The 15,904-nt window shown below is 43.4% G+C and carries 17 protein-coding genes; 3 read left to right on the top strand and 14 right to left on the bottom strand.

Translation table 11 applies throughout. From position 1 onward, the window contains the following. Nucleotides 1–4 precede the first annotated feature (4 nt). The 7 genes from MHI27_RS15390 to MHI27_RS15360 form a co-directional block, all read right to left on the bottom strand. Nucleotides 5–1,021, bottom strand: a complete 1,017-nt coding sequence (locus tag MHI27_RS15390) for an LLM class flavin-dependent oxidoreductase (protein ID WP_405174093.1) — start codon at nucleotides 1,019–1,021, stop codon at nucleotides 5–7. Between the two features lie 11 nt (nucleotides 1,022–1,032). Further along, nucleotides 1,033–1,785 carry an amino acid ABC transporter ATP-binding protein gene (locus MHI27_RS15385; protein WP_076286779.1) on the bottom strand — a complete coding sequence of 251 codons (753 nt, stop codon included), beginning with the start codon at nucleotides 1,783–1,785 and terminating at the stop codon, nucleotides 1,033–1,035. Further along, complete coding sequence (locus MHI27_RS15380) at nucleotides 1,782–2,492, bottom strand: amino acid ABC transporter permease (RefSeq protein WP_340969477.1); 711 nt, start codon at nucleotides 2,490–2,492, stop codon at nucleotides 1,782–1,784. Before MHI27_RS15380 ends, MHI27_RS15385 begins: the two co-directional genes overlap by 4 nt. Next, nucleotides 2,489–3,274: an amino acid ABC transporter permease gene (locus MHI27_RS15375; protein ID WP_042188294.1), complete on the bottom strand. Its 786-nt coding sequence runs from the start codon at nucleotides 3,272–3,274 to the stop codon at nucleotides 2,489–2,491. The genes MHI27_RS15380 and MHI27_RS15375 overlap by 4 nt, the downstream gene beginning before the upstream one ends. A gap of 33 nt (nucleotides 3,275–3,307) precedes the next feature. Then, on the bottom strand, nucleotides 3,308–4,159 hold the full coding sequence (locus MHI27_RS15370) for a transporter substrate-binding domain-containing protein (RefSeq protein WP_405174092.1): 852 nt from the start codon (nucleotides 4,157–4,159) through the stop codon (nucleotides 3,308–3,310). A 4-nt stretch (nucleotides 4,160–4,163) separates the two neighbouring features. Next, on the bottom strand, nucleotides 4,164–4,679 hold the full coding sequence (locus tag MHI27_RS15365) for a GNAT family N-acetyltransferase (RefSeq protein WP_405174091.1): 516 nt from the start codon (nucleotides 4,677–4,679) through the stop codon (nucleotides 4,164–4,166). A 118-nt stretch (nucleotides 4,680–4,797) separates the two neighbouring features. Next, nucleotides 4,798–5,691 (bottom strand): LysR family transcriptional regulator, encoded by an 894-nt coding sequence (locus MHI27_RS15360; RefSeq protein WP_339271380.1) that lies wholly within the window; start codon nucleotides 5,689–5,691, stop codon nucleotides 4,798–4,800. A gap of 363 nt (nucleotides 5,692–6,054) precedes the next feature. Here MHI27_RS15360 and MHI27_RS15355 point away from each other — a divergent pair, with 363 nt between their 5' ends. Continuing rightward, nucleotides 6,055–6,588, top strand: coding sequence for a GNAT family N-acetyltransferase (locus tag MHI27_RS15355; protein WP_405174090.1), 534 nt, complete (start codon nucleotides 6,055–6,057; stop codon nucleotides 6,586–6,588). Nucleotides 6,589–6,722: 134 nt separating this feature from the next. Here the strand turns inward: MHI27_RS15355 and MHI27_RS15350 are convergent, their stop codons facing one another. The 4 genes from MHI27_RS15350 to MHI27_RS15335 form a co-directional block, all read right to left on the bottom strand. Then, the gene (locus MHI27_RS15350) at nucleotides 6,723–8,660 is read right to left on the bottom strand and encodes a hypothetical protein (protein ID WP_405174089.1); all 1,938 of its coding nucleotides are present in this window, start codon (nucleotides 8,658–8,660) and stop codon (nucleotides 6,723–6,725) included. A 216-nt stretch (nucleotides 8,661–8,876) separates the two neighbouring features. Further along, complete coding sequence (locus MHI27_RS15345; protein ID WP_076299742.1) at nucleotides 8,877–9,770, bottom strand: sugar phosphate isomerase/epimerase; 894 nt, start codon at nucleotides 9,768–9,770, stop codon at nucleotides 8,877–8,879. A gap of 25 nt (nucleotides 9,771–9,795) precedes the next feature. Further along, nucleotides 9,796–10,653, bottom strand: coding sequence for a sugar phosphate isomerase/epimerase family protein (locus MHI27_RS15340; protein ID WP_405174088.1), 858 nt, complete (start codon nucleotides 10,651–10,653; stop codon nucleotides 9,796–9,798). After that, nucleotides 10,650–11,708: a Gfo/Idh/MocA family protein gene (locus MHI27_RS15335; RefSeq protein ID WP_405174087.1), complete on the bottom strand. Its 1,059-nt coding sequence runs from the start codon at nucleotides 11,706–11,708 to the stop codon at nucleotides 10,650–10,652. Before MHI27_RS15335 ends, MHI27_RS15340 begins: the two co-directional genes overlap by 4 nt. 123 nt (nucleotides 11,709–11,831) lie before the next feature. On the opposite strand from MHI27_RS15335, the gene MHI27_RS15330 reads away from it, so the two are divergent. Next, nucleotides 11,832–12,701: an AraC family transcriptional regulator gene (locus MHI27_RS15330; protein WP_149645622.1), complete on the top strand. Its 870-nt coding sequence runs from the start codon at nucleotides 11,832–11,834 to the stop codon at nucleotides 12,699–12,701. Nucleotides 12,702–12,881: 180 nt separating this feature from the next. Beyond that, nucleotides 12,882–13,451, top strand: a complete 570-nt coding sequence (locus tag MHI27_RS15325) for a hypothetical protein (RefSeq protein WP_341128221.1) — start codon at nucleotides 12,882–12,884, stop codon at nucleotides 13,449–13,451. Between the two features lie 35 nt (nucleotides 13,452–13,486). On the opposite strand, the gene MHI27_RS15320 is transcribed toward MHI27_RS15325, so the two are convergent. The 3 genes from MHI27_RS15320 to MHI27_RS15310 all read right to left on the bottom strand — a co-directional run bounded on the left by MHI27_RS15320 (nucleotide 13,487) and on the right by MHI27_RS15310 (nucleotide 15,874). Further along, the gene (locus MHI27_RS15320) at nucleotides 13,487–14,386 is read right to left on the bottom strand and encodes a glycerophosphodiester phosphodiesterase (RefSeq protein ID WP_341128220.1); all 900 of its coding nucleotides are present in this window, start codon (nucleotides 14,384–14,386) and stop codon (nucleotides 13,487–13,489) included. 141 nt (nucleotides 14,387–14,527) lie between these two features. Continuing rightward, nucleotides 14,528–14,731, bottom strand: a complete 204-nt coding sequence (locus MHI27_RS15315) for a biotin transporter BioY (RefSeq protein WP_405174086.1) — start codon at nucleotides 14,729–14,731, stop codon at nucleotides 14,528–14,530. Between the two features lie 153 nt (nucleotides 14,732–14,884). Then, nucleotides 14,885–15,874, bottom strand: coding sequence for an ABC transporter substrate-binding protein (locus MHI27_RS15310; RefSeq protein ID WP_405176672.1), 990 nt, complete (start codon nucleotides 15,872–15,874; stop codon nucleotides 14,885–14,887). Nucleotides 15,875–15,904: the final 30 nt, after the last annotated feature.

Genomic DNA, 15,904 nt, shown 5'->3' with positions numbered 1-15,904 from the left:
CCGCTTATGCCTCTGCCGGCACTTCAGCGATTGCTTCGCTCAGTAGCTCAAAGGAGCGGAACCGTTTGTCAAAAGGCTGCACATTCGTAGTTATGATGAACTCCTCAACACCGGATGCCTCTGAAAGTGCCAACAGCTGTTCACGTACAGAGTTCTTTGTTCCTTTGGTAATCTCTGGTTCCAACTCTTCAATCGTGTATGCTTCATTGCTCTGGCGGGCAAACTCCTCCGCCTGTTCCCGGGTTCCAACGGTTAGCTTCTTCCCGCTTGCCAGCTGAATCCGAATCAACTTATGTGCGCCCGCCAGTTCTTTCGCTTCCTCTTCGGTATCAGCCACCACTAGTGCTAAAGCGATAATTGCTTGCGGTTGTCTGCCCTGTGAAGAAACAAAACCGCTTCGGTAAGCACGAATAGCATCTAGCGCTACTGTCTTATCGCTATTAATAAATAGGGAGAACACATAAGGTAATCCAAGTTCAGCAGCAATCTCTGCACTGCCTACACTCGCGCCAAGCACATACAGCTCAGGCGGAATACCAGGAAGGGGACCTGCCTTCAACCCAGCCAGCGGGTGGTTTTCTTCGAGCCGGTTATGCACATATTTCTCCAACTCGATGATTTTGTCCGTTAAGCTAGGGGATTCGGTTCTTTCCTGCTGAAGCGCTTGTGTGCTGCGCGGGAGTCCACCGGGAGCGCGTCCCACTCCGAGATCCACTCGTCCAGGAGCGAGCGAAGACAGCACATTGAAGTTCTCCGCTACCTTATACGGGCTGTAATGCTGGAGCATGATGCCACCGGAGCCAATACGGATGCGCTCTGTTTTGGCCAGCAGATGTGAGATGAGTACTTCTGGAGAAGAACCGGCTACCTGCTCAGAGTCATGATGCTCGGAAACCCAGAATCGATGAAATCCAAGCTCCTCAGACAGTTGTGCCAGCTTAATGGTATGCTGGAATGCTTCCTCTGGCGTTTCTCCCGGATAGATCGGACTTTGATCGAGTACGCTGATAGTAATAGCCATTGTTTTTCCTCCTATATGGAATAGTTAAATTCAGGTGTGATTCGCTTCAGGAACTGCTTCGTTCTTTCTTCGCGCGGATGATTAAACAGCTCTGTCGGCGTTCCTTCTTCAACAATGACGCCTCCGTCCATAAAAACCACATGATTCGCCACATCACGAGCAAACCCCATTTCATGGGTGACTACAATCATTGTGATGCCTTCCTTGGCAATTTTTCGGATAACAGCCAGCACCTCACCCACTAGCTCAGGGTCCAGCGCCGATGTTGGTTCGTCGAACAATATAACCTCTGGTTCAAGCGCCAAGGCGCGGGCAATCCCTACACGCTGCTGCTGACCCCCGGACAGCTGACTCGGGTAGGCGTCCAGCTTGCTGGCAAGACCAACCTTTTCAAGCAGTGCAATACTCCGCTTTCTCGCTTCGTCCTTCGGAAGCTTTTTGACAATTAACAGCCCTTCCATCACGTTCTCCAGCGCGGTTTTATGACGGAACAAATTGTACTGCTGAAATACCATTGCCGTTTTTTGCCTTAGCTGATGTATCTCCTTTTTGCGGGCATGTTTGCAGTTCACTTTAAAATCGCCAATGGCGATCTCTCCGCTGCTTGGCCTCTCCAGATAATTCACGCAGCGTAAGAGAGTCGTTTTGCCGGAGCCACTGGGGCCGAGAATGACGACAACCTCTCCCTTCGTCACCGTTAAATCTATATTATTTAATACCTGATTCCGACCGAATGACTTCGAAATTTGCGCAAGTTTGATCATGCTACTCCACCTCGATTGTACAGATTAATCCTTTTCTCAATGACCGACGTCACGCGTTCGATCAGAAATGTTAGTGCCCAGAAGATCAGTGCTGCCGCCAGATATGCCTCGAAAAACTTCCAGTTCGTTGAAGCCACTATCTGTGCCTTAGCATTGATATCCACCACCGAAACCGTAAAAGCAAGGGTAGATCCGTGCAGCATACCGATTACTGAATTCGAAAGATTAGGCAGACTTGCCGCCAGCGCTTGAGGAAAAACAATCCGCTTTAGTGCTTGGGGCGTAGTCATACCGATAGAGTGGGCCGCTTCTAGCTGACCACGATCCACAGCGAGCAGACCGGAACGGACGACCTCGGACATATAAGCTCCAGCAGTAATCGAGAATGAAATATAAGCAAAACCGATCATCGGAATCGAAACCGACCTAAAGCTCCAGCCGAAATGCGCCGCCAGACCATCAATCAGCACAGGAAGCCCAAAATATATAAGCAGCAGATGCGTCAGCATCGGTGTCCCGCGGATGAACGTAACATAACCGACGGCCAGCGGATGCAGCAGTGGAACTTTGTATAGCCGGATCAAGGCTACAGCCACTCCAATCACAAAACCAATCAATACAGAGACAACGGTAATATATAAGGTCGTAGGAATTGCACTCAGAATTTGTACCAGAGCAGTCCATATAAACGATGGGTCCAGTTTCATAATCCGGTGCCTCCTTTGCCAGGTCCCAGTTCTGCAATGATGCGTCGGTAGGACCAGCTTTTGTTGATTTTAAACAATTTTTTCTCAGGCGTATTTCGTCTTTCATGCCGTAGCAGATGGTGTTCTGCTACAAGCAGCAGCTTCTCAATCGTAAAGCTGATGACCAGATAGATAAGCGCAAGCGCGATATAGGTTTCAATAAAATGCTGTGTTAAGCTGCCAAGCGTCTGAGCCTTACCTGACATTTCCATCACCCCGAGGGTAAAAGCTAATGACGTATCTTTCAGTAGTGCAATTACTAGATTGGAGAATACCGGAACAGCTATACCTAGCGCTTGGGGCAGCACGATTCGTGTAAAAGCTTGAAACCCCGTCATCCCCGCAGCATATGCAGCCTCCACCTGCCCCTTATCCACCGCCATCACAGAAGCCCTAATCATTTCAGACATGTATGCTCCCGTATGCAGACCGTAGGTTAGAATAACAAAGACAAGTACTGGAGTTCGGGTCATATCCACATGGACCAGCTTCATAATTTCAGGCAGACCATAATAAAACAAGAAGAGCTGGATAAGAATCGGAGTTCCCCGAAAAAAAGAAATATAGATTTCGGAGAGGGTCTTTAACACAGGCACTTTATAAAGTCTTGGCAGAGCTACGAGAAAGCCGACAATAATTCCTGTCAGTAGAGAACAGGCGACAATCAGAAGCGTGGTGCTTAAAGTCCCTAGTAACTTAGGCAAAAACGAAAATACAAAACTGATATCAAACTGTGCGCCCATATATTCCCTCCCTTCCCGTGCTCACCGGCTCAATCATTTAACCGAATCCGCTGTAACATCCGCACCCAGCCATTCCGTGCTCAGCTTACCCAGTGTTCCGTCCGTCTTCAGCTCTTTAATCGCACTGTCAATCGCATCTGACAGCTTTTGTGAATCGGCATCATCCTTACGGAAAACATAGAGAATGTCCGCGGAGGACAGCTCGTCGCCCGTAGCTTTTAGCTGACTCTGCGGATCAATGATCGGCAGGACAAAATCTGCAGCCAGCGTAGCATCCACACGCCCAGTACTAATCTGTGCGACGGTATCATTCGCTGCACCGTTCTGATACACGATATTAATCGCATTGTCATGCTCTTTATTGTAGTTTTCCAGAATTTGCGCTTGTGCGCTTGTCGCACCGACTAATACCTTTTTTCCTTTAAGATCATCCAGTGATTGGATCGAATCATTATCCTTCGCCACTACGATGCGGTTTCTCCAGTGGGCATAGGCTTCTTTGTTAAAAGAATATTTCAACTCCCGCTCCGGATTTTTCTCCATGACATGGGCAACCAGGTCGATTTTTTTAGTTTCCAGACTCAGCAGTAAATTGCTGAAATCCATGGTTTGAAACTCGAATTCATATTCAGGCAGCTGCTTATCGATTTCTTTGAGCAGTTCCACATCGAAGCCTGTAAGCTTGCCGTTCTCATCTATGAAGCAGACCTTCGGAAAAGCAGTACCTGTGCCTACGATGATCTTAGTTACCTTTGTCGAACCATTTGCCGTTCCCGAAGCTTCGGCTGCATTTCCATTCTGACTACTGTTCGTGCTGTTATTTCCGCAACCTGCTATCGCCAGTGTCAATAACGATGCAATTACTAATGAAATGGACTTTTTCATTGTTCTATCCCCTTTGAATGATTTGTGGTTTATCTATGAGTGTTTTTTTCATCAGATACATAATGCCGTCACCATTCTGCTGATCCAGTTCTAGAAACCGTTCATACCCCCGGCGTTCATACATTTGAACTAACCATGGGTGCTTCTTCGCCGTTGCCAGCGTGACCGCAGCCGAACTCAATTGTCCAGCAATAATGTGCTCTTCCACCCAATCCAGAAGCTTTCCACCATAACCTCTGTTACTGTAATCCGGATGAGCAGCAAACCATTTAATAAAAGGCAGTGGGCTAATCTTCTTAATCTCTTCTTCTTTTGAAAGTGTTATCGTCGCAACTATCGTTCCATCAACTTCAAGCACATAACACTCATTCGTAGCAATATTGTCTTCAATAAGTGCCAAGTCAGCTGTAGCCGCCGGCCAATGCAGCCCGAGCTCACGAATCAGCTCATACGCTCGATATGTAACCTCAAGCAAAATCTCCGCATCTTGCAGTTCTGCCAGTCTGTATGTCTCACTCATCGCAAGCCCTCCATCCTTCCGAAATTAAATTTATAATTCCTATCGAAATAGTCGTCATTATATGCAATTAACTTTATCACTGCATGTGTCCATGCGCTAATAGAGTTTTTTAATACATCTATACAATTAGTCGATCTCCCGTTTTACCAATACCGAGTTCAAGCAGGGTTTCTATGAATTCAGCGTTCTCCCCATTTAGTGAAATCAGGCTGGTTCGTAAGGAGATGCCTTCCGTCTCCGCAATATCCACCCGTACTAACGTCCCAGCCGCTACTTCCTCTTGCACACTAAGTGCCGGAAGGAAACAGATACCTGCTTTTTTCAACACCAGCTTCTTGGCTGTCTCCAGGTTATCCACCTGATATTCAATTTTCGGCGGCTGTTCCATGCTCTCAAATACACGATGCAGTCGCATCCAATCCAAAGACCCGCATTCAAAAAAGACTAACGTCTCCTGGCGAATATCCTCCAGCGATGTACGTTGTGCTTTAGCTAAGCGATGCCCCTTCTCTACATACAGCGAAATGGGGTCTTCGCAGAAAGGAAAGGCTTGAATGGCTGGATTTACGACCTTACGGATAAAAGCCAGATCTAGCTCTTTCGATTTCAGCTTATCAATCAATACTTCCGTAGAAGCTGTCGTCAGCTTGATAGTGATATGCGGATACCTGCGCTTCAAATGAAGCATCAGATGCGGCATTAAATAATTAGATACCGAGACAGTACTGCCGATCCTCAGTTCATTTGGAATATGCCCCTTGGCCTGAACCTGATATTTACCGTTCTGATAGATCTGGAGAATCTGCTGGGCATAGGGAAGAAATTGCTTACCTTTATCCGTTAGGCTAATCTGCTTACCTAACCGATCAAACACTCTGCAATCCAATTCCCTTTCGAGCGATTGAATCCGTGCCGTAACTGTCGGCTGAGAGATATATAGGACTTCGGCCGCTTTATTGAAGCTTCCATAATGGTTAATGTAGACAAAAGCCTCAATATTTTCAATGTTCATCCCTAATCCCCCTAAACTAATATTAATTTTACTATTCCGATTAAAAAACAATGAAATAGAACGATGCTTTCCTATAGATTTTGTTTATATCTTATGCACCCCCCTATTTTTTGTCAACTTAAATTCCGTGTAAAATAATCGGATTTCCACAAAATTTCATTCATAAATGATTAATAATTTAAAATTTGAAACTGCAGACGCTATAGTGAATCCCTTTGTAATCGACTGTTATGTTTATTTCATATAGAGCTTTTCTATTCATTTATCAAAATAATAAAATACCCCTTATATAACTCGGAATTATCGTTTATAATGACTTCATTCGTATGAACTATACATTAACTGAAAGGGGATCGCGAGATTATGTCACAAAAGATTATTATCCGTGAAGCTGAGAATAATGACCGTGATGCCATCGCTGAAGTGATACTGGACGCTTACCACCAATATTCGGAAATCATGCCCGAGCCGTTGTGGCTAGCGTACCGGAAATCACTTCTTGAATCTGTCCATGGCGATGCCCCGATCGTGCGGATCATCGCTGAAATCGACAAGAAAATCATTGGTAGCGCACTCTTGTTTAGCTCCTCGGAAACGGCTTACGGTAAACCAGAGTTAGGCATTCACTCCCCTATCCTACGCCTGCTTGCCGTATCCCCATCCGCTCGCGGCCTCGGTGTTGCAACCCATCTAATTCACGAAGCTGCTAGGAGATCTCGTGAGTTAGGAGCCACCACTTTAAATCTGCATACTTCAGAAATGATGGCTTCAGCAATCAAGCTCTACTATCGCTTAGGCTTCAAACGGGCGTATGAGACTGATCTTATGAACGGGGAAACCCTGGTACAGGGTTTCCAACTAGACCTACTAACCTCAGTCCGTACTACAGCAGGATAATTATAAAATTTGAGACAGACTAACTCGATGAATATAACGTCTTCTTAACCATTGTCTTGAAATTATAAAAAAGAAGCCTCGGGAAGCTTCCCAATGATCTTATGTGATCATTGCGGCGAACTTCCGAGGCTCATTTAATTTCCTTTTTTATAGGTAATTTCTTTAAAACTCACAGTGATATTGCCTTCATTATCAGCATCATCCAGGCGATGATCAAAAATTACAGTTGCGCTGGAGGGGATGGACGAAAAGCTAGCCCCCTTCTGCTTCTTCTTTACATCATAGAGATAATAAGAAACATTCTTAACCTTCAGCCCTATAGTATCCTTGTACAAAAGTTCTACGGAATAGGATTTTATCACAGCTACATTAGCGTCCATCCATCCTACAACTTCAACCGCTGCATCTTCTTGGTCGCTTTCAGTCTTAATGGAGCCGATGGGAAGCCCATCCTGATTATAAAAATCAATTTTTTGGGGAGCGATTTTCAAATAATCGATATCGATGTCATGGATTCGGTTTTGGTTGATCTCTGCTGTATCCATCCAGGCAATCGTGCCCGCCGGGTTCCACTTTATTTTCTCAGAAGGTACATATTGCTCTTGTGGTAACGGCACAGTACGTAGCGAAGCTCCTTTATTATCATAAAAGGTTAATTGGCCGCTCTCATCATCATGTACAAATCTCTTAAAGGTTGGTGAAAGAAACAGAGATGGTGCACCGGTCGTCGAGTGAGGGATTACCGGATATTTTAGAAGATACACATCGTCCTTTCCTTTCCTCAGATCAAACAACCATACATTGCCGAGGTAACTTTGCATAAATAATATTTGTTCATCCGCATTCCACTGGAATTTATAGATGTAGTCAGAATCATCAGAAAGCGGCCAAAAGTCTTCCCGAAGTCGTTCAATATCTCCTGTAACAACATTATAAGAGGACAAATGATATTTCCCAGCTTCTTTCGTCAGATCCGATTCCAGAAATAATAGATGATCCTCATCCAACTTGATTAGCATATTATAGTTGTTCATAAATGCATTGTTCCAACGGTTATCGGTATCGATCAGCTCATCGCTCCATTTCACCATCACCTCATCCGTAGCAGGATCATGGGCTAGTAAAGCGTTAACTGCATTATGGTCGCCATAGAAAAAATGAATGGTATGATATAAGATTCCTTGTAATTCAACCACTGCCCCACCGTTTAATAGATAGTTATTTTCGGTTATGCCAATTGGTTTAGCCACCAGTTCTCCATTTGAGCTCCGTACTGCATTAAACTCCAGCCCCTTAAAGTTTGCTTCCAAGAATATAAGCTTTTTTAACTCGATAGTTGATTCCTTAGTAAGTGTGTAGCCTGTGCTTGTTTCGTTCACATTCATTAACATGCCTTGCTCGCTTGTTTCGTTAATCCATAGATGAAAGGCATATTTATTATTATTTGAAATTAGAACAATATCATAGTTAGGCGTTGCGGTATTTAAATTTCCTGGTATTTGTACAGCGGTACGGATGGCTCGGACGAAAGTTTCTATGCTTTCATGATCTATGTATTCAGCCTTTATGTTAGCATTCACTGAACCATGTGCTAGAGATTTCGCTACTGTGATTCGCTTGATTTCCTCGTCAATTTTTAGATTATCGGCTTCTACTTGTTGCTCATTGGGTTGAAATAAATCAAGTAAAACTACTTTTTTTGTTTCCGGCAGCTTGTAATGTCCATTTTGTCCTGATTTGGTGAAAAGACCATTATTCTCGCCATTAATCCAGAATGAGAACTTTTCGTTTTCTTTATTCTTCAATTCAACAGTAGCTTCATAATCAGGTGCTGCAATATCAAGCTTGGCGCTGTCATACTCAGCAGTATGTATGGCTTCATTGAATTGTTCTATTAAATTATTGTCCGTTATGGTCATGGATTCACCGCTATCGTTCTGGATTGTTATGGAATTAACAGAGCTCAGATCGATCAGGGTTTGATTCACTTTATCCTTATTCCCTGTATTGATACATCCAACAATGATTACTGAAATGACTGCTAAAAGGGCTAGTAGATTTATCTTTTTCATATAGGCTCCCCCTTCATGTTCTCTCTTCTTTAACGCCAAATAGAGGATAAAGTTGCAATAAATGAGATTAGCAATTGGATCAGATTCTTATCCTGAATTAAGTAACATTGTTTGTAGCAATAAAAAAAGCCACCGTACAGGCCTGTTCTCCTGTAAGGCAGCTTCTCTTTTATCCCAAAGGTTGGATGAACTATTTAATCATTATCACTACCATGTTCAGACCCGAAAAGCCTTTAAAAAATTCACAGCCTGGCGGATATCTTCCTCTGGATTAGTGCCAACTTCCCGTTCTATGGTCAGGAAACCTGTATAACCGATGTCGTTCAGCGCTTGCAGATAATTGTTCCAGTCGACAGAACCTGCTCCAAGTGGAACTTCACGGAACGCCGAGCCGGTCTCGGCCATTTCAGCCATCTTCTCATGGTCTAATGCGGGTGCTTCATAACCATATTGACCGTAAACATCGCGCGGATCGATATCGGCAAGTTTGAGACCATCTTTAGCATGGGTGTGTACAATGTAGTCTTTTAGTGTATGAACACCTTGCACGGGATCATCACCAGTCACCATCACCATGTTGGCCGGATCAAAATTAACAGAAACCCCTTTGGAACCCAAACCGTCGAGGAACGTCTTTAGACGCGCAGCGGGTTCTGGCCCAGTCTCAATCGCAAAGTAAGAATTCATCTCATGTGCGTATCTGCTTAGTTCCTCACAGGCGATATGCATGGTTTCATAAATTTTACTGGTGTGGTCAGAGGGAACAATTCCGATATGTGTAGTTACGATATCTGTACCTAGCTCCTTGGCCAGCTCCATAATGCGTTTGGACTTTTCGATTTTGGCACGGTTCTGTGCAGGGTCCTGAAATCCATGTCCGCCTAAATCTCCAACGAGGGCAGAGATTTCGAGACCCAGTGAAGCGATGTATTCCTTCCATTCACGGCGGGCTGAAGGAGAAAGGTTAGCGGGATCAAATTCACCTTGCACCGCATAAATCTGAACTCCATCAGCCCCTGCTTCTTTTGCCTTGCGCAACCCCTCTTTTACTCCGACCTGAAAACTGTCTACGATAACGCCGATTTTGTTAGTGATAATTGGTTTAACCATGGCAATAATCCTCCTTTAAAATGAATTAGTTTTGGTTCCAAACCCGCTTGATGTATTGGAGCCCAAGTCTTGTCCCCTTACGGCACTCTTCCATTCCCTCAAATTCTACAGAGATATATCCGTCGTAGCCACTTTCCTTAACGGTTCGAATGACACTCGGCATATCGATGTCTCCTTGACCAACGATGGCACCCCTCAACCAGTTCCCACCAGTAGACTGGAACCAGCCTTCGCCAGGCTGGCGATCCTGCGGACGAATATAAAAATCTTTGAAATGTACCATCGAAGCAAGCTTAATATTGTTAGTCACAGCAATAAGCGGATTCTCATCTGCGCACAGGAAGTTACCAATGTCGAGTGTTGTACGGAAGTTATCTCTTCCTACTGCGTGAACCAACGCCTGTACACGATCGCTGTGCTGAATAAAGTATCCATGATTCTCCACACTGGTTGTGATGCCCAAACCTGCGGCATAATCGGCAATTTCCCGACAGGCTTCAGCTAAATGTGGAAGCTCTTCCAAAAAGTGCGTAATTGATAGATCATTTGACGAGGCTACATCATGCCGCATCCGCTGAATGCCTAATGCCGCACAGACGTCTACTTCCCGCTTTACCCGTTCGACTTCACGCTGTCTTTCCGCTGTCTCCAGACCGGCAAAATTCGCCCCGATAGCATAATTAGACAACTCTAGTCCACGACCTGCTGCCGTTCGTACAATCTGATCAATTAGCTCAGGATTCTCAACTAAATTGATGCCCAAGGGTACAATCTCCGCATGCTCCGCGCCCAGATCGGCGATCGTCTCAATGACTCCTTCAAGCGTAAGCTCACCCGTTGAAAAAGCTGAATGCAAACTGTAGGTACTGATTCCTAGCTTCATAGTTTCACCTCTTCGCCTTTGGCAGCGGATTCATAGATCGCGCCGAGAATCTTCATGATTGTAACGCCGTCCTGCACAGGACTAATCGGTGTAGAGCCGTTGCTGATGTTGTTCGCAAAGTGATTAATCTCATTTTGAAATGCACTGTTGAACTCAAACCCCTTATGATCGGTCTGCGGATAGATATTGACGATCGTATCCGACTGTTCTTTGACGAGGACTATCTCAGGATCAATTTCAAACCCACCCTTGTCACCGTACAGGCGGACTGAGCGCTCGTCTTCTTTGGCATGCAGTGTAAAGCTAACATCAACCATCAGCGAAGCTCCATTCTCAAAACGAATTAGTGCATTTGCTAAATCTTCCACCGTGTTGTTCGCTGCGTCGTAATCAGCGGCTTTATAGAAAGAAAGGTTCTTGATATTGGAACGATTGCCGAGCTTCCGGTAGGTATTGGCACTTACTGATACTGGATTCGGACGGCCCATCAAATACCAGCATAGATCGATCACATGGACGCCGATATCAATCAATGGTCCGCCGCCGGAGCGTTTAATATCACTGAACCAGCCGCCGGGATTACCAAGTCTCCGGAACGTCGTTGCCTTCGCATAGTAGATTTCACCGAATTCTCCTTGTTCCACCAATGTCTGAAGTAGCTGGGCATTAGAGTCATAACGTCGTACAAAGCCTACTTGCAAAATTTTACCGCTCTTTTCCACTGCCTGCTGAACCTGAAGCGCTTCTTCAACCGTGCGGCAAAGGGGCTTTTCCACAAGTACATGTTTGCCTGCCTCAAGTGCCGCGATGCTAATCTCAGCATGAGAGTTGTTCCATGTGCAGATGCTGACTGCATCTATTTCGGAATTAGCCAGCAATTCACGATAATCCGTGTATACGTTCTCCACGTTATACTCAGCAGCAACAGCTCGTGCACGCTCTTCATTCAGGTCACAAACCGCATATATGATTGTCTGCGGATTATTCCGATAAGCACTTAAGTGCATGCTGGAGATAGAGCCGGTTCCTATTACGCCAATTTTGATCATATCCATAAATACTCTCTCCTTTATTTTGCATAGGTTATGATTCGTATTATAATGATTTCAACCCTAAACACCATGCAGAACCTTGCGGTTTCATTTGTACAATTGTGCTATAGGAGGTGCAGTCAATAAATGTTGGACTATGATAAACATCTACAGGAACCCATGGACATGCCGGATCCCGAGTTTCCGATTAAAGTACATACCCAGCGCTTCAACCAAGAGGGAGTTTTGTTGTTCCCACATCATTGGCATGAGCATCTTGAGTTTCTGTTTATCGAAAGCGGTGAGGCTGTTTTTGAATGCGGACGAACACCAATCAACGTACGGGCTGGTGATTTAGTTGCTGTGAACAGCAACGAGCTGCATTATGGGGTGAGCGCTTCTTCTGATTTATTGTATTATGCGATTATTGCAGATACTTCTTTGCTGCATAGTGCGGTAAGCGACGCTGCCGAGACCAAGTTCATCGCCCCGATTCAGCAGAACCAGCTGCTGTTACGTAATCATATCCGGGGAGATCAGCACATTACAGACTGTGCGCTGGCGATTATTCGGGAACTGGAACTTCGCGAATTTGGATATGAGCTGGCCGTGAAGTCCGAGCTATACCGCCTGCTAACGCTGCTACTACGCAGACATATTGTCACCTTTCTCTCACAGGCTGAGCAAGAAAGACGTATTCAGACCGTTGAACGCTTCGCACCTGTTTTGCGTTATATCGATACACATTACCAGGAGCCCATTCAAGTTGACGAACTTGCGGCACTAACAGGGCTAAGCCGCTTCCATTTCAGTCGTCTCTTCAAGGAATTAACTGGTCATACGATTTCGGAATATATAAATGCTGTCCGTTTAGACCGTGCAGATTATTTGCTAAGGCATACCCAGTTAACGATTTCTGAAATCGCTACCACAACTGGCTTCAGTGATATCTACTATTTCAGCCGGACTTTCAAAAAACATAGAAAAGTACCCCCAAGCAGTGTGAGAGGGTTCTAGTTAGGGTGAACAAAGGAAGCAGTCTTGTACTTGCTATCGCTCCTTAATTTTAACATCAAAAAGGTCAGGAAAGGGTAATCCCCTCTACTGACCTTTTTTTATTTTATTAATTGCATAAAAGAAACTATCTTCCATCTTATGGGTATAATTAACATAACAAAAATATAGGAGGAGATTTCATTGAGAAAAATAATTAAACTGACTATATTAGCACTTTGCATAATGATTCTACCGGGAACAATGATTTATGCCGCATCGAACCAATCAGAAGTTTCATTATATTTCAATAATGTGGTACAAAAACAGGCAGCAGTAATATCCGAGGGGGAAATTCTCTTACCTGTTGAACAGCTCTCTAAAAATTTGTTTGCTTTAATCGCTTTAGATGAAACAAGTAAAACGGTTCGAATCTACAAGCCAAATGTGAACATGGTATTGCTTGATAACAATGGAGAGATTTTCGGTAAGGTAAAAAGCCCTGCGCGGTTTGCCTTTTCAACCTTATTACAAGTAGATCATTTAAAAACAGAAATTTCAGATATAAAACTTACGATCACTGATCCCGCAGATAAAACAGAAACTATCGACAATCAACAAATTAAGAAAAGTGAAGAAAACTTTTGGTTCAAAACTAACGAATTTACTTATTCGTTTAATACAAAAGGCACCTATACTATTCAAGTGTTTTTTAAAGACGTAAATTCAAAAACATGGTATCCTGTCTCTGAAATCGATGTATTCGGCATATGAATTTCCGATAGTTCAATTCCCGTTTCCGTACTTCCTCACTTCTTATTATTCTTAATCACTTCATTAAAACGGTCAGGAAAGTTGGTATGTACCCCGTCTACACCCCAAACCACGGCTTTGTCCATATTCACTTGATAATTCACTGTGTACGGAAATACCTTTAGACCCGAATTTTTCACCTGTGCGACATAGGAGGAATTTATTCTTTGAAAGTTAGGGCTAATACCAACTGCATAAGTTTTCACCCGATTGATAAAAGATTCTGGTACTTTGTAAACCGGAATATTATACCAAACAATTTGATAAAGCGGGATCTCTGGGTTAATCGAATGAAGCTTACGTAAACTCGCCTCACTAAATGAATGTATGGAAACATGATCAGACAGATTATATTTTTCAATTTGTTCGTTTAATATGGTTTCGATATTCGGATTCAAAGCGGGATCTTTAATCTCAATCATATAGTCCACTTCTTTTCCAAACCTTTCAAATACCTCTTCTAAAGTCGGAATACGTAATCCAGCATATTGATCCCTAGCAAACATGGGATATTGATCGTTAAACCAAGAGCCAGCGTCTAATTTCGAAAGCTGCTCTAAAGTATAATTCTTAACATACCCCGTTCCATTTGTCGTACGATTAATAGTTTCATCGTGAATAACAACAGGAATACGATCCTTAGTTAACTGAATGTCTAACTCGATATAATCGGTATCCATATCAATGGCTAGTTCGAATGCAGGTATAGTATTCTCAGGAGCATATCCCGAAGCGCCACGGTGAGCAATGGTATAGACTTTGTCCGCAGGCTCGAGAATTTCCTTCACTTTAGTACGAATCCATGGAGAATAGGCATACATTGAGGTACACAATAAGATCAATAAAAATATGTGAATAAATATAAAGTACATTTTAGAATTTTGAATCCTTTGCATAAAGCTTCCCTCTTCTTTTCAATAATTTATTGTTGTTTACTTGGTGCTGTTTTCTACATCATATCCAGTTAATTACCATTCATAATCCTATCAAATCTCCTCTTGATTTATAATTATGTAAAACCTGCGGATTATTCTAAGCTATATCGCAATGATGGCTGCAATAACCGCTTTAATGATATCACCTGGAAGAAAGATCGCCACACTTGTTAATCTAACCCAAATGGAAGTATTCGTAATCAATGCCATGATAGGCGCACCTATCAGATTAATCAACATTACACCAAAAATCAAATTTACGACAATCAGCTTCCAAGTTCTGACTTCCAGCGAATCATGCAGCATATACAAATTCTTTGATTTTCATGAAGAAACCCTTCATAGGAAAATTGAATGTATTGATTAGATTCATAAAGTTGGAAGAATCTCGAACTTAAAAAACACTGATCCAGATTAGGATCAGTGTTTTTTAGCTACACAATTTTAAACAGAATAGCTTTACTTGTTGATATGTTCATTGATTTGTTCAGCGATTTGTTCCAGCAATGCCTCTTTCCCCAATGCAAAGAATGCTTCATTGTAATTTTGTCTGCTTGTCATGCGATATATATTTTTCGATTTTACAGCTTTTAGGCTGCTCCAGACCTTACTTTGGTCTAGAACATTCCGGTCATTATCAGATAATAAAATGATGTGGTCTGGATTAAAGGTAGACAGTGCTTCTAGACTTGTTACTTTTCCTCCCCATGGGTCTGGTTCCGGTGTACCTGGCGCGATGAGTAATCCAAGATCATTAAAAATCATATCTGCAATACCTGTGCGGGAATAGATCCGGATTTCTTTCTCTGTAGCTTCGATTACCGCAAACGTTTCTTCATTAGTTATCTTTGTGATTTGATCATGCAGTTGTTGAGCACGTTGATCATAGGCCTTCAGCCACTCATCCATTTCTGTTTTCTTATCAAGTACCTCTGCAACAAAGGCAAACCGCTCTCTAAAAGCATTAAAGCCATAAGGAACCCTTACAGTTGGAGCAATCATATTTAGTTGATCATAGATTTTCTCTTGCGTAGGCCCTGCCAGTATCAAGTCAGGACTTGCTGCACTAATCGCTTCCAAGTTAACTTCCGTTTGAAACCATCCAACGGGCGTTACATTAGGCAGTTCTTTTTTTAGAATAGGTGTGATTTCCAGTGAATTAGCCATGTCTGTATTCCCGGTAATCACAGGTTTATATCCAAGCACTAAAAGTTCTTCAGTTGAGCCAGATACATCGGCAATTCTAACCGGGTTTACCGGTATTTCAACATCTCCCTTGGCGTCCTTAATGGTACGTGTTTCGGAGGAATTCGTAGCGACGGGTTCAGATTTTACCGCAGGTGGGGTGTTATCCCCTTGAGCCTCCTGCCCTGAATTCCCACATCCGTACAACATCACCATCATGAATAAGGCGATTCCGACAAAAGAGATACGTTTTAAACTGAACATTTTTTCCAACCCTCTCCAATCTATTGATAA

This window comes from Paenibacillus sp. FSL H8-0261, from assembly GCF_045040645.1.
Lineage (GTDB): Bacteria > Bacillota > Bacilli > Paenibacillales > Paenibacillaceae > Paenibacillus_AQ.
This window is presented reverse-complemented; position numbering and strand designations above follow the sequence as displayed.